The organism is Agrobacterium tumefaciens (assembly GCF_031801495.1).
GTDB classification, from domain to species: domain Bacteria; phylum Pseudomonadota; class Alphaproteobacteria; order Rhizobiales; family Rhizobiaceae; genus Agrobacterium; species Agrobacterium tumefaciens_K.
In genome coordinates this window covers 649,851-669,844 of sequence record NZ_JAOEGC010000002.1, presented here as the reverse complement: position 1 = coordinate 669,844, position 19,994 = coordinate 649,851, and the positions used below count along the sequence as shown (strand labels likewise).

19 protein-coding genes are annotated in these 19,994 nt (G+C 60.7%); 12 read left to right on the top strand and 7 right to left on the bottom strand.

Features of this window, described 5'->3' with window-relative positions; all coding sequences use genetic code 11:
- The first annotated feature begins 195 nt into the window (after positions 1 to 195).
- Together aroC and ribB are read left to right on the top strand one after the other, a co-directional pair.
- A complete protein-coding gene (aroC, locus tag N7578_RS12630; protein WP_311110665.1) occupies positions 196 to 1,293 on the top strand; it encodes a chorismate synthase in 1,098 nt (365 codons plus the stop codon).
- A 12-nt stretch (positions 1,294 to 1,305) separates the two neighbouring features.
- Positions 1,306 to 2,415, top strand: coding sequence for a 3,4-dihydroxy-2-butanone-4-phosphate synthase (gene ribB, locus N7578_RS12625; RefSeq protein ID WP_311110664.1), 1,110 nt, complete (start codon positions 1,306 to 1,308; stop codon positions 2,413 to 2,415).
- A 183-nt stretch (positions 2,416 to 2,598) separates the two neighbouring features.
- On the opposite strand, the gene N7578_RS12620 is transcribed toward ribB, so the two are convergent.
- Positions 2,599 to 3,789, bottom strand: coding sequence for a winged helix-turn-helix domain-containing protein (locus N7578_RS12620; protein WP_311110663.1), 1,191 nt, complete (start codon positions 3,787 to 3,789; stop codon positions 2,599 to 2,601).
- Between the two features lie 112 nt (positions 3,790 to 3,901).
- Between N7578_RS12620 and N7578_RS12615 the strand changes: the two genes are divergently transcribed.
- The 7 genes from N7578_RS12615 (at position 3,902) to dxs (ending at position 10,040) form a co-directional block, all read left to right on the top strand.
- Positions 3,902 to 4,582: an ABC transporter ATP-binding protein gene (locus tag N7578_RS12615; protein WP_311110662.1), complete on the top strand. Its 681-nt coding sequence runs from the start codon at positions 3,902 to 3,904 to the stop codon at positions 4,580 to 4,582.
- Positions 4,579 to 5,184, top strand: a complete 606-nt coding sequence (locus N7578_RS12610) for an energy-coupling factor transporter transmembrane protein EcfT (protein WP_311110661.1) — start codon at positions 4,579 to 4,581, stop codon at positions 5,182 to 5,184. Before N7578_RS12615 ends, N7578_RS12610 begins: the two co-directional genes overlap by 4 nt.
- Before the next feature lie 30 nt (positions 5,185 to 5,214).
- A complete protein-coding gene (locus N7578_RS12605) occupies positions 5,215 to 5,778 on the top strand; it encodes a biotin transporter BioY (RefSeq protein ID WP_311110660.1) in 564 nt (187 codons plus the stop codon).
- A 25-nt stretch (positions 5,779 to 5,803) separates the two neighbouring features.
- Complete coding sequence (locus N7578_RS12600) at positions 5,804 to 6,739, top strand: histone deacetylase family protein (protein ID WP_311110659.1); 936 nt, start codon at positions 5,804 to 5,806, stop codon at positions 6,737 to 6,739.
- 2 nt (positions 6,740 to 6,741) lie between these two features.
- On the top strand, positions 6,742 to 6,996 hold the full coding sequence (locus N7578_RS12595) for an exodeoxyribonuclease VII small subunit (RefSeq protein ID WP_003503059.1): 255 nt from the start codon (positions 6,742 to 6,744) through the stop codon (positions 6,994 to 6,996).
- A 108-nt stretch (positions 6,997 to 7,104) separates the two neighbouring features.
- Complete coding sequence (locus N7578_RS12590) at positions 7,105 to 8,028, top strand: pirin family protein (protein ID WP_311110658.1); 924 nt, start codon at positions 7,105 to 7,107, stop codon at positions 8,026 to 8,028.
- Positions 8,029 to 8,120: 92 nt separating this feature from the next.
- Positions 8,121 to 10,040, top strand: coding sequence for a 1-deoxy-D-xylulose-5-phosphate synthase (gene dxs, locus N7578_RS12585; protein WP_311110657.1), 1,920 nt, complete (start codon positions 8,121 to 8,123; stop codon positions 10,038 to 10,040).
- A gap of 90 nt (positions 10,041 to 10,130) precedes the next feature.
- Here the strand turns inward: dxs and N7578_RS12580 are convergent, their stop codons facing one another.
- Positions 10,131 to 12,152 (bottom strand): methyl-accepting chemotaxis protein, encoded by a 2,022-nt coding sequence (locus N7578_RS12580; RefSeq protein WP_311110656.1) that lies wholly within the window; start codon positions 12,150 to 12,152, stop codon positions 10,131 to 10,133.
- Positions 12,153 to 12,442: 290 nt separating this feature from the next.
- Between N7578_RS12580 and N7578_RS12575 the strand changes: the two genes are divergently transcribed.
- On the top strand, positions 12,443 to 13,195 hold the full coding sequence (locus N7578_RS12575; RefSeq protein WP_311110655.1) for a TlyA family RNA methyltransferase: 753 nt from the start codon (positions 12,443 to 12,445) through the stop codon (positions 13,193 to 13,195).
- The gene (locus N7578_RS12570; protein WP_311110654.1) at positions 13,192 to 14,442 is read left to right on the top strand and encodes a class I SAM-dependent RNA methyltransferase; all 1,251 of its coding nucleotides are present in this window, start codon (positions 13,192 to 13,194) and stop codon (positions 14,440 to 14,442) included. Before N7578_RS12575 ends, N7578_RS12570 begins: the two co-directional genes overlap by 4 nt.
- On the opposite strand, the gene N7578_RS12565 is transcribed toward N7578_RS12570, so the two are convergent.
- From N7578_RS12565 to N7578_RS12555, 3 genes are all read right to left on the bottom strand, one after another.
- Positions 14,443 to 14,769: a hypothetical protein gene (locus N7578_RS12565; protein WP_311110653.1), complete on the bottom strand. Its 327-nt coding sequence runs from the start codon at positions 14,767 to 14,769 to the stop codon at positions 14,443 to 14,445.
- 92 nt (positions 14,770 to 14,861) lie between these two features.
- Positions 14,862 to 15,620: a crotonase/enoyl-CoA hydratase family protein gene (locus tag N7578_RS12560; protein WP_311110652.1), complete on the bottom strand. Its 759-nt coding sequence runs from the start codon at positions 15,618 to 15,620 to the stop codon at positions 14,862 to 14,864.
- Positions 15,621 to 15,630: 10 nt separating this feature from the next.
- On the bottom strand, positions 15,631 to 17,415 hold the full coding sequence (locus N7578_RS12555; protein WP_311110651.1) for an acyl-CoA dehydrogenase: 1,785 nt from the start codon (positions 17,413 to 17,415) through the stop codon (positions 15,631 to 15,633).
- Positions 17,416 to 17,639: 224 nt separating this feature from the next.
- On the opposite strand from N7578_RS12555, the gene N7578_RS12550 reads away from it, so the two are divergent.
- Entirely contained in the window at positions 17,640 to 18,635 is a 996-nt protein-coding gene (locus tag N7578_RS12550) for a transporter (RefSeq protein WP_311110650.1), read from the top strand.
- Between the two features lie 63 nt (positions 18,636 to 18,698).
- Here N7578_RS12550 and N7578_RS12545 read toward each other — a convergent pair whose 3' ends face one another.
- Together N7578_RS12545 and N7578_RS12540 are read right to left on the bottom strand one after the other, a co-directional pair.
- On the bottom strand, positions 18,699 to 19,190 hold the full coding sequence (locus N7578_RS12545; protein WP_311110649.1) for a BA14K family protein: 492 nt from the start codon (positions 19,188 to 19,190) through the stop codon (positions 18,699 to 18,701).
- A gap of 219 nt (positions 19,191 to 19,409) precedes the next feature.
- Positions 19,410 to 19,871, bottom strand: a complete 462-nt coding sequence (locus N7578_RS12540; RefSeq protein ID WP_311110648.1) for a BA14K family protein — start codon at positions 19,869 to 19,871, stop codon at positions 19,410 to 19,412.
- Between the last annotated feature and the right edge of the window lie 123 nt (positions 19,872 to 19,994).

Genomic DNA, 19,994 nt, shown 5'->3' with positions numbered 1-19,994 from the left:
AATCATATGAGAGGATCAGGAACAGGATTCCCGGCCTCGCCCGACCGGAACCGGGCCATGGACACTGTGTCACCCGATCGCGAGCGCTGAACGAAAGAAAGGCTTTTGCCTTATTGTCATTTTACACTATGACAGGTCCGCTTGTTTCTAACGGCCCCTGCCCGCAGGTGCGCCCTGTTTTCCGGTCTGTGCAGTATGTCGCATAATAGCTTCGGTCATCTTTTTCGCGTTACCACCTGGGGGGAAAGCCACGGTCCGGCATTGGGCTGTGTCGTTGATGGCTGCCCATCCGGCATCCGTTTCACGCTTGCCGAGGTGCAGCAGTGGATGGACAAGAGGAAACCCGGCCAGAGCCGTTTCGTTACCCAGCGGCGAGAAGACGACATCGTGAAAGTCCTGTCCGGCGTCATGCAGGACGAGGACGGCGAAACGCTGATCACCACCGGCACGCCAATCTCCATGCTGATCGAAAACACCGACCAGCGTTCCAAGGATTACGGCGAGATTGCCCGCCGCTTCCGTCCTGGCCATGCCGATTTCACCTACGACCTGAAATACGGTATCCGCGATTATCGCGGTGGCGGCCGTTCGTCGGCCCGCGAGACGGCGGCCCGCGTTGCCGCAGGCGCAATCGCCCGCAAAGTCGTGCCGAGCCTCAACGTGCGCGGCGCGCTGGTACAGATCGGCAAACACAAGATCAACCGCGACAACTGGGACTGGGATCAGGTCGACCAGAACCCGTTCTTCTGCCCTGACGCCGCCATGGTGCCCGTTTGGGAAGAATATCTCGACGGCATCCGCAAGGCAGGCTCCTCGATCGGCGCCGTCATCGAAGTCGTCGCTGAGGGCGTTCCGGCCGGTATCGGCGCACCGATCTACGCCAAGCTCGATCAGGACATTGCCTCCAACTTAATGTCGATCAACGCCGTCAAGGGTGTCGAGATCGGGGAAGGCTTCGCGTCCGCCGAGCTTTCCGGTGAAGAAAACGCCGATGAAATGCGCATGGGCAATGACGGCAAGCCGATCTTTTTGTCCAACCATGCGGGCGGTATTCTCGGTGGTATTGCGACCGGAGAGCCGGTGATCGCGCGCTTTGCGATTAAGCCGACCTCTTCCATCCTGACTGAACGCCAGTCCATCGATGCCGACGGAAATAACGTCGATGTTCGCACCAAGGGCCGTCACGATCCCTGCGTCGGCATCCGCGCCGTGCCGATCGGCGAGGCGATGATCGCCTGCACCGTTGCCGACCATTATCTGAGAGATCGCGGCCAGACCGGCCGGCTGAAATAGAGGGCATCCGAAATGGCATATGACCAGAAGCGTGTCGTGGAAGCTATCCGCGCATTCGAGGCAGGCGAGATCGTCGTGGTCATGGATGACGACGACCGCGAGAACGAAGGCGATCTGATCATCGCGGCCGTGCATTGCACGCCGGAAAAGATGGCCTTCATCGTTCGCCACACATCCGGCATCGTCTGCGCGCCCATGCCACGCGAGGAAGCCAAGCGCCTCAATCTCAATGCCATGGTGGCGGAAAACGACAGCGCCCATACCACGGCCTTCACGGTCAGCGTCGATTTCAAGCACGGCACGACCACCGGCATTTCCGCAGACGACCGCACGCTGACGGTGCGCAATCTGGCCAATCCGAATGTCGGCGCTGCGGATTTCACGCGTCCCGGCCACATCTTCCCGCTGGTCTCGCGTGAAGGCGGCGTACTGATGCGCTCGGGCCATACGGAGGCGGCGGTTGACCTGTGCAAGCTCGCGGGCCTGCCGCTGATCGGCGTCATCAGCGAACTCGTCAACGACGACGGTACCGTCATGCGCGGCCCGCAGGTGTCAGCCTTTGCCGAAACGCACGGCATGAAGCAAGTTTCGGTCGCCGATCTGATCGCCTACCGCCAGCGCAAGGAAACGCTGGTGGAGATGGAATCGTCCTTCACCATCGAAACACCGTTTGGCCCCGCCAAGGCGCACACCTATTCCCTGCCATGGGATCCCATGCAGCATATGGCCGTGATCTTCGGGGACGTTCGCGACGGCATCGATATTCCGGTCCGCCTGCACCCGGAAAACGTTGCCGACGACGTATTCGGCGGCCGCCAGCCTGTGCGCCACTACATGCAGAAGATCGCGGAAGAAGGCAGAGGCGTTATCGTCTATCTTCGCGAAGGTTCGGTCGGCGTTGGTCAGGCGACGGACCCCAGCCGCAACCGCAAGAAAACCAGCATCGACGAAGATCATGCTCAGGCCCGCTCCCGAGAACATGAATGGCTGGAAATCGGCCTCGGCGCCCAGATCCTGAAAGATCTCGGCATCAGTTCCATCAAGCTTCTGACCACCCGCGAGCGTCATTATGTCGGCCTCGAAGGTTTCGGCATCCAGATTTCTGCGACGGAAATCTGCTGATTTCAGGACATTGAAAACCGCTTCGGTTTTGATGAACCTCGCGACCATTCGACGTCATCCTCGGGCCTGACCCGAGGATCCATAAGCGGCCAATTTTCAATCCCCGCCTCAAGGGCGAGGATGACCCGAATGTGAGGCAACGCTTGTGCGGACGTGCTGGCGGCGGAAAAAGACCACCCATCCTTACGCCAGCCAGCCATCCAGATAGTTGACGCTTTCCACCCCCGTAAACCGGGCAAGCCGCGATAATTCGGCATCCAGCTTCTCGAGACGCCCGGCGGAGGCGCGCACGCCCTTTTCCAGCCACAGGCGGCGCACATCCAGCGTTCCGCGTTTGCGATCCGCCTTCATGTCGATGCGGCCGATCAGGCGGTCGCCTTCCAGCAGCGGGAAGACATAGTAGCCATATTGCCGTTTCGGCTCCGGTACAAAAACCTCGATGCGATAGTAGAAGCCAAAAAGCCTCTCGGTCCGGTTCCTGTCCCGCAGCAAGGGATCGAAAGGGCTGAGCACCCGAACGCGCGACGAAGGCTCAGACAGGCCGGATATATCGGCGCTGAAATCCGCAAAGGCGTAGGACTGGCGAAGTGTATCGCCATCGCTGCAGCCGATCAGAACCTCGCTCAATTCATCGCGATGGGCGGTCACCCAGTTCTTTGCCTCCTGCGGGGTGACGATATCGAAAAAAGCGGCGATTTCGCCATGGGTGGCGAAACCGAGCCTGTTCAGCGCTTCGCGACAGGCCCAGTCAACAAACGCCTCATGCTCGATTTCCGTTTCGTGGTGTTCGACCGGGATCACACGTTCAGCCAGATCGTAGACTTTCTGAAAGTTGACGCGGCCGGAAATGGCCAGCTTGCCGGTGTGCCACAGATATTCGAGCGCGGTCTTGGAGGGATGCCAGTTCCACCAGCCTCCGGACTGGTGCCCCTCTTCCTTCAATTCCCGCGCCATGACTGGCCCGCTCGCAGAAATGCGTTCCAGCGTATCTCCAAAGGCGGCGTCGAATCCCTCTCCATGCCATTTGCGCCACCGCTCCTGAATGATCGGCTCACGGCGACGGAAACGATGTTTCCAATAGGGATAAAATGCGGTCGGCAGAATGGAGGCATCATGCGTCCAGTGCTCGAAAAGAGTGCGATCCTTTTCCAAGAGCGCGGTCAGATGTTCGCGCTTGTAGGTCTGGTTGCGGGAAAAGATGATCTGGTGATGGGCACGCTCCACCGTGCCGATGCTGTCGACCTGCACGAAACCGATGTCGGTGATGAGCCGTAGCAGCGCGTCTTTCGAAAGCGCCTTGCCCGGCGGTGAGGAAAGTCCCTGCCGCGCCAGAAAAATCCGTCTTGCTGCTTCGTTCGAGATCTGAATCGCCATGCCCGGAACGGTACGGCGGCTTTACGGCAAATGCAATGTTCTTTTTTTGTTCCTTGTTTCACTTCCTTTGATGACGGGCTATAGAACCGGGAACGGGGCTAGAGGAACAAACTTGGACATTCGTTTTGACGCAACCAGCGTAAACCTCGAAGGCAGGCAGGTGTTGCAACCCCTGTCTCTGGCGTTGACGGAGCGGCGGATCGGCGTGATCGGTCTCAACGGTTCCGGCAAAACGACCTTCGCTCGCCTCATCAACGGCCTGACCAAGCCCACAGACGGCAAGGTTGCCGTCAACGGCCTCGATACGGTCAGGGATGCGGATGCCGTGCTTCGAACCGTCGGCTTCATTTTCCAGAACCCACAGAACCAGATCATCCTGCCGATCGTGCGTGACGATATCGGCTTTGGCCTCAAACGCCTGGGTCTTGCAAAAAACGAGGTCGAGGCCCGGGTGAAAGCGGTTCTCTCCAGCCTCGGCATCGCACATCTGGAGGAACGGCGCGCCCACGAACTCTCCGGCGGTGAGTTGCAGCTTTCCGCCCTTGCCGCCCTGCTGGTGACTGAGCCGAAGGTTCTGATTCTTGACGAGCCGACCAACCAGCTCGATCTGAAAAACCGCGCCATCGTGGAAAAGACGATGGCCGCGCTTTCGCAGGATCTGATCGTCATCACCCACGACCTGCCGCTGCTTGCCGGGTTCGAACGGGTACTGGTGTTCCATGAAGGTGCGCTTGTTGCGGACGCGACGCCGGACGAGGCGATCCGCCGGTATGGGGAGGTGGCAGGTTCATGAAATCGCTGCATGTTGAAGGCACAGGCTGGCTGCATCGCCTTTCCCCTCGGGTCAAGCTTTTCGCGCTTGCCGCGTTCAGTATCGCCTTGTTTCTGACCCGCGATCTTCTGCTGCTTTACGGGGCAGTTGTTTTTGCCGCGTTCGTCCTTCAGCAGACGCGGCTATCTTTCCGGGATATCTTCCTGCGTCTGCGTCCGGTGATGCTGACCATTCTTCTGGTCGCCGCCTTCAGCTACGCGCTGATCTCCGCCGCCGATGCGACCATTGCCCTTCTGCGGTTGACCGCGCTTGCCTTTCTCGCCACCGCCATCACCATCACCGTCAGCATTTCGCAGTTCATGGACGAGATAACGCTGGCAGCGAGGCCGCTTGAGAAATTGGGGCTGGCCAAGGCGGCAGACATCGGGCTTGCCGTCGGCCTCGTCGTGCGCTTCGTGCCGGAAATCGTCAATCGTTACCATGCCGTCAGCGATGCGCACCGGGCGCGTGGCATCCCCGTCAAAGCCGCCACAATCATCGTTCCGGTCATCATTATGACGTTGAAGGATGCCGACGCCATTGCCGATGCCATTGACGCGCGCGGTTTCAGAGGCCAAAGCTGACAACCTGACAATCATCAGGAGCCCGTCGCCATGAAAACCCGTGACCTTGTGCTGATCTCGCTGTTTTCCGCCATCATCATCGCGCTGGGGCTTCTGCCGCCGATCACCCTCGGCTTCATTCCCGTGCCGATCACGGCACAGTCGCTCGGCGTCATGCTGGCAGGTGTCATTCTCGGTGCAAAACGCGGCACGCTGGCCGTACTGCTGACGATCCTCATCGCGGCCATCGGCTTGCCGGTGCTTTCGGGCGGACGTGGCGGGCTTTCGATTTTCTACACCCCGACAACGGGTTACCTGATCGGCTGGATCGCAGCGGCCTTCACGACCGGCTATCTTTCTGAAAAGTTCGTCAACCGCAGCCAGTCAGCGCTGGCGCAGGGTACAGGCTTCTTCATCGCAAGCCTGATTGGCGGTGTGGTCGTTCTGTATGCCTTCGGCATCACCTACCTCGCCTTTGCCACAGGCATGGGTTTCAGCAAGGCCTTTCTCGGCTCGATGGCCTTCATTCCGGGTGATGCGCTGAAGGCGCTTCTGGCCGCACTCGCCGGACGCGCCGTCATGGCCGGTTATCCGCTTCTGCCGCAGCGCGCCTGACAGACCGGTCTGCGGGAGAAACAGAATGGCGACACGCCTCTACGAGCATCCGATCTTTCTCGAGCATATCACGCCCGAAGGGCATCCCGAGCGGCCCGACCGCCTGCGTTCCCTGAACATCGCGCTGGAGCATCCGAATTTCGAACGGCTGGAGCGCAAACAGGCGCCGCAGGCGAACGAGGATGCCGTGCTCCTGGCGCATCCGGAAGAACACCTTCTTTCGGTGATGCGCTCCATTCCGGAAGAAGACGGCGAGATCAACCGCATCGAAGCGGACACCTATGCCTCGCCGAAGAGCCTGCAAGCCGCCTTGACCGGCATCGGTGCGGCGATGGCGGGCGTGGACGACGTGTTTTCCCACAATGCCGACAATGTTTTCGTCGCCGGGCGCCCACCCGGCCACCACGCCGAGACGGCGAAGGCCATGGGCTTCTGTCTGTTCAACAACGCCGCCATCGCCGCCCGCCATGCACAGAAGGTGCACGGCGCGGAACGCGTCGCCATCGTTGACTGGGACGTCCATCACGGCAATGGCACGCAGGACATCTTCTGGAACGACACGTCCGTGCTGTTCTGTTCCACGCATCAGATGCCGCTTTATCCCTGGAGCGGCGACAAGAACGAGACGGGCGTCAAGAACAACGTCGTCAATGCGCCGCTGTCGCCCAATACCGGCAGCGATCATTTCCGTGAGGCATTCAAGTCCCGCGTCCTGCCGGCGATTGCCGATTTCTCTCCTGATCTGATTATCATCTCCGCCGGTTTCGACGCGCATCACCGCGACCCGCTGGCGCATATCAATCTGGTGGGTGAGGATTTCGACTGGGCAACGGGCCGCCTTCTGGAAATGGCTGACAAATACGCCTCGAACCGGGTCGTCAGCCTGCTCGAAGGCGGCTATGATCTTGAAGGGCTGGCGGAATCGGCAGCCATGCATATCTTGAGAATGATGAAGGGTTGAAAATGACGGAAAATGCCAACACAGCCGATGTCAGCGGTTATTCCTTTGAAAAGGCCGTCGCCGAGCTGGAAAGCATTGTCGCACGCCTCGAGCGCGGAGATGTTGCGCTTGACGAGTCCATCGCAATCTACGAACGCGGCGAAGCCTTGAAGAAGCATTGCGAAACCCTGCTGAATGCCGCCGAGAAGCGGATCGAGAAAATCCGCCTCGACCGTGCTGGAAAACCGCAGGGCGTGGAGCCGCTGGACGGCGAATAACGCCCAAGAACAGGCAAACGAACCGGGTGACACAGCGTTCGGTAGCGAACGCTCCCATCCTCTGCCGTTCGTGATAGACTTTCGCGCAACGATCAAGAGGAGCTTTCAATGTCCTTCTTCCCCGGAAACGACCCGGCCGCGGGCGATGCATTCGCCTGCGACGCCATCGAAAACCTCATCATCCCGCGCTCCAGCGACATTGGCGGTTTTGCCGTGCGGCGGGCGCTGCCCACCCGGCAGCGCAGGCTCGTCGGCCCATTCATCTTTTTCGACCGCATGGGACCGGCAATCCTCAAAGCCGGGGAAGCGCTCGACGTCAAACCGCACCCGCATATCGGACTTTCCACCGTCACCTATCTGTTCGACGGTGAAATCAAGCATCGTGACAGTCTCGGCACGGAACTTGTCATCCGGCCAGGAGACATCAACCTCATGACGGCCGGGCGCGGCATCGTGCATTCGGAGCGGACGCCGGAAAACCTGCGCGGCCATCCGCTTTCCATGTCCGGTCTGCAGACGTGGCTCGCCCTACCAGATAACATGGAAGAGATCGACCCGGCCTTCTCCCACACCGGAAAGGAGCACATGCCGCTGATCGATACGAAAGGCGTGTCAGGCCGCGTCGTGATCGGCAGTTTCGAAGGCATGAACTCTCCCGTTTCTGCCTTTACCGATACGCTCTATGTGGACATCAGCCTCGAGCCGGGCGTCAAATTTCCGTTCTCCGCCAATCACGAGGAACGGGCGATCTACATTCTCTCCGGTTCTCTCGAGGTTGCGGGCGACGTGTTTGCGGCGGATCAATTGCTCGTGTTCCGTCCCGGCGATGACATCACACTGAAGGGTGGGGCGAACGGCTGTCACATCATGATCTTCGGTGGCGCGGCGCTCAACTCACGCCGGTACATCTGGTGGAACTTCGTTTCGTCATCAAAAGAACGCATAGAGCAAGCCAAACAGGAGTGGAGAACCGGGCGCTTCGATATCGTTCCGGGAGACGAAGAAGAGTTTGTCCCTTTGCCCGAGGGTTGAAATTCGATAGAAGTGAACGACATGCAGAGCCGAACGCCCCTCATGGGAATGACAGGGACGCGCTTCGCCCATGACAAGAAAAGGCCGAACGATTGACCGGAATGCCAGAGACACCATTGCTTGACCGGGTGAAATTCCCATCCGACCTCAAGGACATCGATGATCGCGACCTGCCACAACTGGCAAGGGAACTGCGCGACGAGATGATCGATGCCGTGTCGAGTACGGGCGGCCATCTGGGGGCTGGCCTCGGTGTTGTCGAACTGACGATTGCCATCCACAAAGTGTTCAACACGCCGGAAGACCGGCTGATCTTCGATGTCGGGCACCAGTGTTATCCGCACAAGATACTGACGGGCAGGCGTGACCGTATCCGCACGCTACGTCAGGAAGGCGGTCTTTCGGGATTCACGCGCCGCGCAGAAAGCGAATATGACGATTTTGGCGCTGGCCACTCGTCCACATCGATTTCCGCGGGGCTGGGCATGGCCGTGGCCGCCGGGCTGGACAAGAGCGACCGCAAGGTGATCTCCGTGATCGGCGACGGCTCGATGTCGGCCGGCATGGCATTCGAGGCGCTCAATAACGCCGGTGCGCTCGACGCGCGGCTGATCGTCATTCTCAACGACAACGACATGTCGATTGCGCCGCCAACCGGCGCGATGAGCGCCTATCTCGCCCGTCTCGCATCAGGCCGGACCTATATGGGCTTCCGCGATTTCGGCAAGAAACTGACGGCTTACCTCGGCAAGACAGTCGACCGGGCGATTACCCGCGCCGTTACCCATGCCCGCGGTTATGTGACCGGCGGTACGCTGTTCGAGGAACTGGGATTCTACCATATCGGCCCGATCGACGGCCATTCCTTCGACCATCTTCTGCCGGTGCTGCGCAACGTACGCGATAACCAGAAGGGGCCGGTCCTCATCCATGTGGTCACGCAGAAGGGCAAGGGTTACGCGCCTGCCGAGGCGGCCGCGGACAAGTATCACGGCGTCAACAAGTTCGACGTCATCACCGGCGCACAGGCGAAGGCCAAGCCGAACGCTCCGAGCTACACCAGCGTTTTTGCCGAAGCTCTCGTGCAGGAGGCAACGCTTGACGAGAAGATCGTCGGCGTCACCGCCGCTATGCCGAATGGCACGGGGCTGGATAAACTTGCCGACCTTTTCCCGTCGCGCACTTTCGATGTCGGCATTGCCGAGCAGCATGCGGTGACGTTCGCCGCGGGGCTCGCCGCGGATGGCTACAAGCCGTTCTGCGCGCTCTACTCCACGTTCCTGCAGCGCGGTTACGATCAGGTGGTGCATGACGTGGCGATCCAGAATCTGCCGGTTCGTTTCCCCATCGACCGCGCCGGTTTCGTCGGCGCGGACGGTCCGACCCATGCGGGCTCGTTCGATACCACATTCCTCGCCACCCTGCCCGGCATGGTGGTGATGGCGGCATCCGACGAGGCCGAACTGAAGCACATGGTGCGCACGGCAGCCGCCTATGACGAAGGCCCGATTTCGTTCCGCTATCCGCGCGGTGAAGGCGTAGGTATCGAAATGCCTGCACGCGGTCAGATTCTTGAGATCGGCAAGGGCCGGATCATCAAGGAAGGCACCAAGGTTGCGCTTCTGTCATTCGGAACACGACTTGCCGAATGCCTCGCAGCGGCGGAGGATCTCGATGCCGCAGGACTTTCCACTACCGTCGCCGATGCGCGCTTTGCCAAGCCGCTCGATCTCGATCTGATCCGCCAGCTGGCGGCTCATCACGAGGTTCTGGTGACAATCGAAGAAGGCTCCGTCGGCGGTTTCGGCGCGCATGTCCTGCATTTCATGGCATCTGCCGGATTGCTCGACCATGGCCCGAAGGTAAGGACGCTGACCCTCCCCGATCTCTGGGTAGAGCAGGCCAAGCCGGAAACCATGTATGCCGATGCCGGTCTGGATCGCGCTGGCATCGTGTCCACTGTCTTCAACGCGCTTGGACAGCGTCAGATCGACGTCGGGTTCGCAGGATAGCCAAGCTTTCGCCACACGGTCGAAAAAGAAAAACCTCCGCGAAGATCACTTCGCGGAGGTTTTTTATTTAACGATCCGTATCGGAATGTCTCAGAACTCGGTCCAGTCCTGCTCCTTGGCGGACACGGCGGTTTCCTGCTTGGCACCGAAGGCACGCGCCAGGCTCTGACCGAGTGCGCGAGCGGGCGAAGCAACGGGGCGAGCTGCTGGAGAAGCGGCCTTGATCGGGGCTGCCTTCTTTATCGGTGCTGCTGCGGCAGGCTGGAAAGCCGGCTGTGCGGACGAGCGCGGCGCGGCTGCGGTGCGGGTTGCGGACGAACCACCCATGCTACCCATCCGGAACTGGCCAAGCAGACCGTTCAGCGCCTCGGCTTCACGGGCCAGAGCATGGCTTGCCGCCGTCTGCTGTTCGACCATCGCGGCATTCTGCTGCGTGCCCTGATCCATGGTGTTCACGGCCGTGTTGATTTCCTGCAGGCCGGTCGATTGTTCGCGGGCTGCTGTGACGATGGCGCTGACATGCGAGTTGATTTCCTCGACTTCCGCGACGATGCGCTCCAGCGCCTTGCCGGTCTCGTCGACCAGATTGACGCCGTTTTCGACCTGCTGGCTGGATGCGCCGATCAGGCTCTTGATTTCCTTGGCTGCATTGGCGGAACGCTGTGCCAGTTCGCGCACTTCCTGGGCAACGACGGCGAAGCCCTTGCCTGCCTCACCGGCGCGGGCGGCTTCAACGCCTGCATTCAGCGCCAGAAGGTTCGTCTGGAAGGCGATATCGTCGATGACACCGATGATGTTGCCGATTTCGCCGGAGGACTTTTCGATTTCCTTCATGGCGGCGACGGCCTTGCGGACGACCACACCGGATTGCTCGGCACCGGTGCGCGCACGCTGGACCAGGCTGCCAGCTTCTTCCGCGCCTCTGGCTGAGTCGCGGACCGTTGTCGTGACTTCTTCCAGTGCGGCTGCAGTTTCCTCGATGGAGGCGGCCTGCTGCTCGGTGCGGCGGGAGAGGTCATCGGCAGCCGACAGCATCTCCGAAGCACCGGCATTGATGGCCGCTGCATTCTCGCCAACCGCGCGCAATGCCTGCTGGAGTTTCGTTACGGCGTTGTTGAAATCATGGCGGATAGGCTCGATCGCCGGCGCGAAAGGCGCGTCGATCCGGTAGGCCAGATCGCCATCTGCAAGAGCGGCAAGTCCCTTGCCAAGCTCGTCGCGGGCGAAGGTGTTGGCCGCCTCGTCGCGTGCCTTCTCTTCTTCATTTCTGCGGCGCTCGTTCTCGGTGACGGAGCGCATGCGCTCGGTTTCGCCAGCGAGGCGGGACTTTTCCAGTCCGGCTTCCTTGAAGACCAGCACGGCCTTCGCCATCTTGCCGACTTCGTCCTGGCGATCCACGGCCGGAACTTCAGTGGCAAGATCGCCTTCGGCCAGCTTGCTCATCGCAGCCGTCATACCAACGATCGGCGTAACGATCGCCCGCGACAGAGCCCAGATCAGGCAAACGGCCAGCAGACCGGCGACGGCGCCGCCGCCAAGCAGCGCGATCTTCAGTTTGTCAGCGGCATGGGCCTGTTCCTGCGAATAGGAACTGGAGAGGCCGTCAAGCTGCTCGTTGATCCGGGCCGCCGCTGCGCGGAAACCATCGAGCTGACCCTTGGCCTGATTGCGGCCGATTTCGATGATCTCGGAGATCGGCGCCTCAGTGGTCTTACGCGCTGCGATCTGCGGCTCTGCCAGTTCCTTGAAGAAAACTGTCGCCGTGGACTGCATCTCATCGATAGCCTTGAGGATTTCCGGCCTGCCGGCAGCGAGTGTCCGCGCCTCCGCAAGCTTCTTCAGCATCAGTTCGCGCTGAGCGAAAACGTCGTTGTAGGTGCTGTCGCTGCGAAACAGCAGAAAGCCGCGCTGGTTGACAGCCTGCTCGAGCATCGCGGCCTTGGCGGCGTCCACCGCCTGAATGATGTCGTTGGTTCTGTTGTTTTCAATTGCAATCCGCTCGCTTCCCAACGTCTGCCAGAAGACAACGGCGGAGGCGATGAGACAGACGCTCATCAGGGTTAGGAACGTGGCAATAAGCTTGATATTGATCGGGAGGTTTTTCAGCGACATCGCAGGCTCTCTCAGCGTACCGCCGCAGGCACGCCCGAAAGGCAGGCGTGGGAGCCGCAACGGCTACAATTCACGAATTTGGAGAAGGCGCCTTCATGGCAATTCCAATGGCCGCACAGACCGTTGGTCGGACAGTGCACGACAAGCCTTTAAATTGGATTAATTGGTTGTGCTGTATAACACCCTGGAACACGCGCTCCGGGTGGTAACGGGCTGCCTGCGGCATTGTCGGGACGAAATAGCGATAAATCGCTTGCATCCGCGTGTTTTGGCAGTCATTGACGTTCGCCATGTCCAAAACATCTGAAAATGAACGGCTTGACCAGCTTCTCGTGTCGCTTGGCCACTTCGCCAGCCGCTCGCGGGCGCGCGACGCCGTTACACGCGGCACTGTCAGCGTCAATGGCAAGGTCATCACAAAGCCCAGCCTCAGCGTCGCTGCAGCCGCCGAGATCGTCATCAGCGATCCTGCGCAGGACTACGTTTCACGAGCTGCGCTGAAACTTGTTGCCGCGCTCGACCATTTCAAGCTGGACCCCTCCGGCTGTGAATGCCTGGATGTCGGCGCATCGACCGGCGGCTTCACGGAGGTGCTGCTGCAGCGCGGCGCAAAACATGTGACCGCTATCGATGTCGGCCATGGCCAGATGCATCCCCGCGTCGAGAATGACCCCCGCGTCACCAATCTCGAAGGGCTGAATGCCCGCTACCTGACAGACGACGACATAGACGACCGGGAGATCGATTTCATCGTTTCCGACGTGTCGTTCATTTCCCTCAAGCTGGCGCTGGCCCCGGCATTGCAGCTTGCCGCACCGGGCTGTCGTGCCGCATTGCTAGTCAAACCGCAATTCGAGGCCGGCCGTGACGCCATCAGCAAGGCGGGTCTGCTGAAGGAGCCGGAAACGGCACCGGCGGTCGCCGCCGAGCTGGAGCGCTGGCTCACGGAGGACATGGGCTGGAAAAGCCTCGGCCTCATCCCCTCACCGATTTCCGGTGGAGACGGCAATATCGAATTTCTTCTCGGAGGCGAAAAGCCATGAGCACGCAGACGGTCACAATCAAAACCCTCGGTGCACAGGGCGATGGCATCGCGCACTGCCCCGACGGGACGGTGTATGTGCCTTTCGCCCTGCCCGGCGAAACCGTGGCCATTGCACGCGTCAAGGATCATGGCACAGTCATGTCGATTGCGGACGCCTCGTCAGACCGCCGCGAGCCTGCCTGTCGCCATTTCGGACCTGACGGCAAGAACGGCACCTGCGGGGGATGCTCCCTGCAACATCTGGCCGATGCTCCCTATCGCAGTTTCAAACGCGATCTCGTCGTTTCCGCCCTAAAATCGAAGGGACTCACTCCCGAGGTGGACGATCTGGTCATCTGTCGCCCCGGCGAGCGCCGCCGCGCGGTGTTCGCCGCCCGCAAGACGGAAAAGGGACTGCTGCTCGGCTTCAGCCAGGCCAACAGCCACCACATCGTCGCCATCGAGGAATGTCCCGTGACCTCGCCCGGTATCGTGTCGCGGCTCGATGCACTGCGGGCCATCGGCATCACGCTGCCGTCCAACACCGAACCGTTTCGCATGACGGTGCTGGAAACGCTGTCCGGCCTCGACATTTCCATCGAAGGCATCAAATCCATCAGTGACAAGCAGCGCCGTACGCTCACCGAAACCGTGCTTTCCATGCGCGGCATCGCCCGTGTCTCGCTGTCTGGTGAAATCCTGATCGAACCGCAGAAGCCTTTGCTCGATTTTGGCGGCGTCCCGGTATCGCCGCCCGCCGGAGCCTTCACGCAAGCCACGAAAGAGGCGGAAGATGCGATGGCGGAGCTGGTGCTTGCCCATGTCGGCAAGTCGAAGCGCATCGCCGATCTGTTTGCCGGGACGGGCACGTTTGCGCTGAGACTGGCGCGCATCGGCAAGGTGCATGCCGTGGAAGCGGAGGACAAGCCATTGAAGGCGCTGGATTTCGCCGCCCGCAACACGCAGGGACTGAAGCCGGTCAGCGTTGAGAAGCGCGACCTGTTCCGACGCCCGCTGATGACGAGCGAACTGAAGAACTACGATGCCGTGGTGTTCGATCCGCCGCGTGCGGGCGCGGAATTCCAGTGCAAGGAACTGGCGCGCAGCACGGTGAAGAAGATCGTTGCCGTCAGCTGCAATCCCCTGACGCTGGCGCGAGATCTCGCCATTTTGATCGAAGGCGGCTACCGCCTTACCCGCGTGACGCCCGTCGACCAGTTCCTCTGGTCGCCACATGTGGAAGCCGTCGCCACGCTGGAGAAGTAGTTACCACGCGGTATCGATGTTGCCGTTGCCCACGACACCGGAGCAGCGGCAGCGTCCACCGACACGCCCCTGCTGGACGGGGCAGACGTAGGGCCGGCTGCGGTTGGCGCTGGCTGGTGGGGTAACGACACAGACGAACCGTTCCCGCCGTTGACGCTGGCGGTCGTAACCGGAGTTGTAGTTCGGGCCATCATCCTGCGTGATGACCGACTGGGCGAGGATGATATCCTGCCCGGCAGGAAGCGACATCTGCGGGGTCAGTGCCGAGGCCTCCGCGACGTTGGCGGACAGGATCATTGCAATTGCGGCGAAGACAGTTTTTCGCATGGATGACGGCTTTCGGCTGACGATGTTTCCCGCGATCTAACCCGGCAGATATTGCCGGGTTCCTTAACTGTGGGAAATTCCCGCAGGCACGCTTAACGGCGCATGAATGCCTCGAAAGCCGCCCGCGCCTCAGCGCTTTGCAGCCGCGCGGTGAAATGCCGGGCCTCCTCCTCGATCCGGGCCAGAACCTCATCCGGTTTGCCTCGCAGCAGATCACGGGCAATCTTCAAGGCCTCCGGCGGCTTTGCGGCAAGACGCGTGGCGATGGCAAGCGTTTCGCCCTCCACCGCGCCCGGCTCGACCACCTTCCAGATCAGTCCGGCTGAAAGAGCCTCACCTGCGGAAAAGCCCTCTCCCATTGCCAGCAGTGCAAAGGCGCGCTGATGACCAACGATCCTCGGCACCAGCAGGCTAGAGGCCGCTTCCGGCACCAGCGCCAGATCGACGAAGGGCGTCTTGAACAGGCTGCGGGCAGAGGCAACCGTCATGTCACAGTGCAGGTGAAGGGTGGTTCCGATACCGATCGCCAGACCGTCCACACCCGACACCAGCGGCTTTTGAAATGTCGCCAGAGCCTGCAGGAAATCGAGAACAGCGAGCTTGCCCTTGCCGCCCGACATCGCAAAGGCCAGAAAATCCGCCATGTCGTTGCCGGCGGAAAAGCATCCTTCGGTGCCCAGAAAGGCGACAACGCGAATATCCGGGTCGGCATTGGCCGCGACAAGCGCTTCCGCCATCCGCCGATACATCGCATCGGTAATGGCGTTTTTCTTTTCCGGCCGGTTGAAGCGGATGGTCAAAACGCCGGATGCGCCATCGATCCGTTCGACAAGAATATGATCGTCAGACATGTCGGCTCCTTCAACCCAGCACGGCGCGCGCCGCTGCGAGGCTTGCGGCACCATTGATGACGCGGTCTTTCAGCGCGGCGGTTTCAGCCAGCAGGTTTTCCGCGCTGAATCTGCAGAGCGAAGCACGGTTTGCGCCGTTGCCATCGTCTACTGAGGCCAGTGCGCCCTTGGCGAGATAGGCACCGGTCAGCGCTAGCCCGAAGAGGCGCTGATAGGATGTTGCTCCGGCTAGTGCCGTATCGGTTTCACCGGTCTTGATCTGCTCCAGAAGCCATTCCGTCGTAGTTTCGAGATCACCGAGGCTCGTTTCCAGATAGGTCGATGTCTTCCCGAGGTCATCCCGATTGGACGCGGAAAGCCGGGCTACAATCTGCCGCAATTCCCGAATGAAGCCGCGCACCTGCTCGCCGCCCGACAGCGGTAGCTTGCGCATCACCAGATCGATGGCCTGAATGCCGTTGGTGCCTTCGTAGATCGGGGCGATGCGGGCGTCGCGCAGATAGCGGGCTGCGCCGGTTTCCTCGATGAAGCCCATGCCGCCGTGCACCTGAATGCCCATGGAGGCCACATCGACCCCGGCATCGGTGGAGAAGGATTTGGCGATTGGGGTCAAAAGCGCAGCGCGCTCCTGCCAGTGAGCGCGCTGCGCCGCATCCTCAGCCGCATGCGCCATATCGAGGGCATGAGCGCAGCTGAAGGAAATGGCGCGAGACCCTTGCGTCAGCGCCTTCATCGTCAGAAGCGCTCTGGCGACATCGGGATGTTCGATGATAGGGCTCATGCCGGAGCCCTGCCAGCCGGGCGCCTTGCCCTGCGTGCGCTCCTTTGCGTAGGCGATCGCCTTCTGTGTCGCCGCTTCGCAGATCGCAACGCCCTGCATGCCGACGGCGAGACGAGCATTGTTCATCATGGTGAACATGCAGGCAAGCCCCTTGTTCTCCTCGCCTACCAGCCAGCCAAGCGCACCTTTTCCTTCTCCGAACTTCCCGTCGCCGAAGATCATCGTGCAGGTGGGAGAGCCGTGAATGCCTAACTTGTGTTCAAGGGAATGGCAGAACACATCGTTCCGCCCTGCCGGTCGTCCGTCGTCATCGAGAAGGAATTTCGGCACCAGAAACAGCGAGATGCCTCTGGTTCCGGCGGGCGCATCCGGCAGACGGGCCAAAACAAGGTGGATGATGTTATCCGCCGCGTCGTGTTCGCCCCAGGTGATGAAAATCTTCTGTCCGAAAATCCTGTAGGTGCCATCGACGTTTCGCTCGGCACGCGCCTTGAGCGCGCCGAGGTCCGAACCGGCATGCGGTTCGGTGAGGTTCATCGTGCCGGTCCATTCACCTGAAACGAGTTTGGGAAGATAGGCCCGCTTCAGATCGTTGCTGCCATGCGCCACCAATGCTTCGACCGCGCCCATCGTCAAGGTCGGAGCGAGCGCGAAAGCCATCGAACCGGAGTTCCACATTTCAAGTGCTGCGACGTTCAGCATATGCGGCAGGTTCTGGCCGCCGAATTCCTCCGGAGCGGTCAGGCTGTTCCAGCCTGCCTCAGCCCAGCGGCGATAGAGATCGGCCCAGCCATCCGGCGTCAGGACCTTGCCATCAACCAGCCTGGCACCCTGCCGGTCGCCGATGTCGGCCAGCGGTGCGACCTGATCCGTGGCGAAGCGGCCTGCCTCGTGCAGGATGGCATCCACGACGTCTTCATCGAGGTCACCCAGCGCGGCATTCGCCAACGCATCTGAAAGACCTGCGACATGTTTCAGCGTGAACGCGATCTCGTCTACCGGCGCGGTATACATCCTGCCTCCTCCCGAAGCTGTTCCGTACTATGCTCTTTTTCGGGCTAAATTATTTTTACGTAAACGTCAATTTGAAAATTCTGCGCTGCATCGAAGACGCCCGTTATAAAACTGTCACATGAATTTGCTCTGCATGAGCGGAGCGATGCAGCAGTGTCGCTGCCGTTGCGTGCAGAACAGCGAATACCGCCCCTCCTCCCATCCAGCCGGTCAGGACTGCCACGATGGATCTCGTAACGCCCGTCATCCCCGGCCTCGTCTGGGCCTATCACTTCCAGCCCGACGCTGCGCCGTGCAGACGTCTAGCACCCGAAGCCCGCTTCGATGAAATTGCGGATTGCGGTGGGTTTTTCTGGCTGCACCTCAATCTGGCGGATCAACGGGTGGTCGGTTTTCTCGAAACGATCAGCGGCCTTGATCCGGCAGCGCGTGCAACGCTGACCACCCATGAAACCCATCCTTCCATCACCGTCGACGAAAAGTCGCTCTACGGCACGCTCGTCGATTTTCAGCGGGAATTCGACCAGGAAACGCGCGATTTCGGCTGGCTGCATTTTGCCGTCAGCGACCGGTTCATCATCACCACGCGCCTTCAACCCCTGCGCTCCGTGGATCGCCTGAAGGCGGCAATCGACAAGAACGCCAACCGCTACATCACGCCGTCGCATGTCTTCGAGGGGCTGGTTGCGGAATTCCAGCGCTCGCTCATCAGCCTCGTGATGGAGACGACGGAACAACTGAATGCCATCGAGGATATCGTCTACGACAGCGAGACGCGGGATGAGCGACGCCGCCTTGCTCCGTTGCGCCGGACCGTCGTCCGCCTCCACCGCCATCTGCGCACGGTGCTGACCCTGATGCGCCGCGCCTCGGCGGCTGACGAGGACGAGATGCCCGACGGGTTCGAGGACGTCGCATCACGGCTGATGGGGCGCCTGGAGGCCGTGGACCACGATGTCTATGCCCTGCAGGAAAGGGCGCGGCTTCTGCACGAGGAAGTCGATTCCAAGCTATCGTCGGAGACCAACCGCCACCTCTACATCCTGTCGCTGATGACCGCCTTTCTTCTGCCGCCATCGCTGGTGACAGGTTTCTTCGGCATGAACACGGACGAGCTGCCTTTTACGGTCGGCACCGGAGGCACGCTCTCGGCCAGCGTGTTCATCGTGATATCGGTCATGCTGGCCTGGTTCGTGCTGAAACGCGCACGTATTCTCTGAAGCCTCAAACAAAAAAGCCGCCCGAAACGGGCGGCTTTTCTCGACCTGTGCCATGTCTGGCAATCAGCCGTACGGAGAATAGCAGGGCTGACGCGGGCCGTGATACGGCTGGAACGTGTTGCTATAGGCATCATAGGAGCGATAGCGGCCAGCGCACCAGTTCACATGAGCCCGGCTCATACCGCCGCGATAGGCTGGACGATATTCGCGGTACACGGGACGCGGCCGGTATTCGGGTACGGGACGGTAGACTTCACGCGGCTGCGAGAGCGCACCGCCGATGATTGCGCCCGTTGCAAAGGCAGCAAGCGGGAACCAGTAGCCGTCACGATGACGATAACCGGGACGATAGTCACGATAGCCGCGATGGCCGTTATACCATCCACGACGCTCGTAGCGATCCCGGTAATACTGCACGTTCACGACATCATTGCTTGCCGTCGGGACGCTCTGAGGCGCGACCGGCAAGGGCATGGCCTGGGCCGGAACGATAGCGCCTGCAACCACGATCGCAGAAAGACCGGCAGCAAAGATAGTCTTGAGATAACTCTTCATCTGACTTCCTCCATTCACGACGGTCCATAAGCCGTTACGCGTGAATAATAGCAGTTTTTCTTCCCATTTCGGCCAATTTATCAGCATTGGCGCGGTTTTCACTGCGTCAGGCTAGGCTTTTTCTCCTGAACCCAGCATTAACGATGCAATCACGTATCGTTTATCGAACCGTGTCATGAGAGCAGAAAGCCCGGAACGTATCCGGGCTTTCGCAGACAATCAACGGCTGTAAGGTGACACGCAGATGCGGCGCGGGCCGCTGGTCGGCTGGTAGGAATTGTCGTAAGCCCGATACGAGCGCCAGCGGTTCTGGCACCATTCAACGTGGCTTCCACCATAGACCGGACGTGGCTGCTGCACTGCGCCACCGATGATCGCACCAGCCGTAAAGGCTGCCAGCGGGAACCAGTAACCGTTGTGATAACGGTAGCCGGGACGACGATCACGGTAGCCGCGGTGGCCATTATAGTAGCCGTCACGGGGCGGCCGCGGGCGATACATGCGGTCGCGTGGCGGCCCTCTACGGTCCCATTCACGGTACTGGACCGGCACGACAGTATCCGACACCGACGAAACCGGCTTCGGGGTTGGAACCGGCACCTGAAACGCCTGCGACGGCGTGAAACTAGTCAGGAACACGACGAGCGCTGTGGCGACGCTCGTTGTCCGGAAATTCAGCATGGTGTTTCCTCCGTTTTCTGTCGCGCGCTGCTCTGCGCGCCGGTTATCATCCGTTCTTGTCGGCAATAACGGTCAGCCCCGTGAAACCCGAAAAGAACCCGATGTCCGTCAAACGCTTAGGGG

Coding starts and splice junctions, on each gene's coding strand:
- aroC (WP_311110665.1), top strand. CDS start 196: ATGTCGCATAATAGCTTCGGTCATCTTTTTCGCGTTACCACCTGGGGG.
- N7578_RS12550 (WP_311110650.1), top strand. CDS start 17,640: ATGGATCTCGTAACGCCCGTCATCCCCGGCCTCGTCTGGGCCTATCAC.
- N7578_RS12560 (WP_311110652.1), bottom strand. CDS start 15,620: ATGTCTGACGATCATATTCTTGTCGAACGGATCGATGGCGCATCCGGC.
- N7578_RS12600 (WP_311110659.1), top strand. CDS start 5,804: ATGGCGACACGCCTCTACGAGCATCCGATCTTTCTCGAGCATATCACG.
- N7578_RS12545 (WP_311110649.1), bottom strand. CDS start 19,190: ATGAAGAGTTATCTCAAGACTATCTTTGCTGCCGGTCTTTCTGCGATC.
- N7578_RS12540 (WP_311110648.1), bottom strand. CDS start 19,871: ATGCTGAATTTCCGGACAACGAGCGTCGCCACAGCGCTCGTCGTGTTC.
- ribB (WP_311110664.1), top strand. CDS start 1,306: ATGGCATATGACCAGAAGCGTGTCGTGGAAGCTATCCGCGCATTCGAG.
- N7578_RS12620 (WP_311110663.1), bottom strand. CDS start 3,789: ATGGCGATTCAGATCTCGAACGAAGCAGCAAGACGGATTTTTCTGGCG.
- N7578_RS12605 (WP_311110660.1), top strand. CDS start 5,215: ATGAAAACCCGTGACCTTGTGCTGATCTCGCTGTTTTCCGCCATCATC.
- N7578_RS12610 (WP_311110661.1), top strand. CDS start 4,579: ATGAAATCGCTGCATGTTGAAGGCACAGGCTGGCTGCATCGCCTTTCC.
- N7578_RS12565 (WP_311110653.1), bottom strand. CDS start 14,769: ATGCGAAAAACTGTCTTCGCCGCAATTGCAATGATCCTGTCCGCCAAC.
- N7578_RS12575 (WP_311110655.1), top strand. CDS start 12,443: ATGTCCAAAACATCTGAAAATGAACGGCTTGACCAGCTTCTCGTGTCG.
- N7578_RS12580 (WP_311110656.1), bottom strand. CDS start 12,152: ATGTCGCTGAAAAACCTCCCGATCAATATCAAGCTTATTGCCACGTTC.
- N7578_RS12595 (WP_003503059.1), top strand. CDS start 6,742: ATGACGGAAAATGCCAACACAGCCGATGTCAGCGGTTATTCCTTTGAA.
- N7578_RS12590 (WP_311110658.1), top strand. CDS start 7,105: ATGTCCTTCTTCCCCGGAAACGACCCGGCCGCGGGCGATGCATTCGCC.
- N7578_RS12555 (WP_311110651.1), bottom strand. CDS start 17,415: ATGTATACCGCGCCGGTAGACGAGATCGCGTTCACGCTGAAACATGTC.
- N7578_RS12570 (WP_311110654.1), top strand. CDS start 13,192: ATGAGCACGCAGACGGTCACAATCAAAACCCTCGGTGCACAGGGCGAT.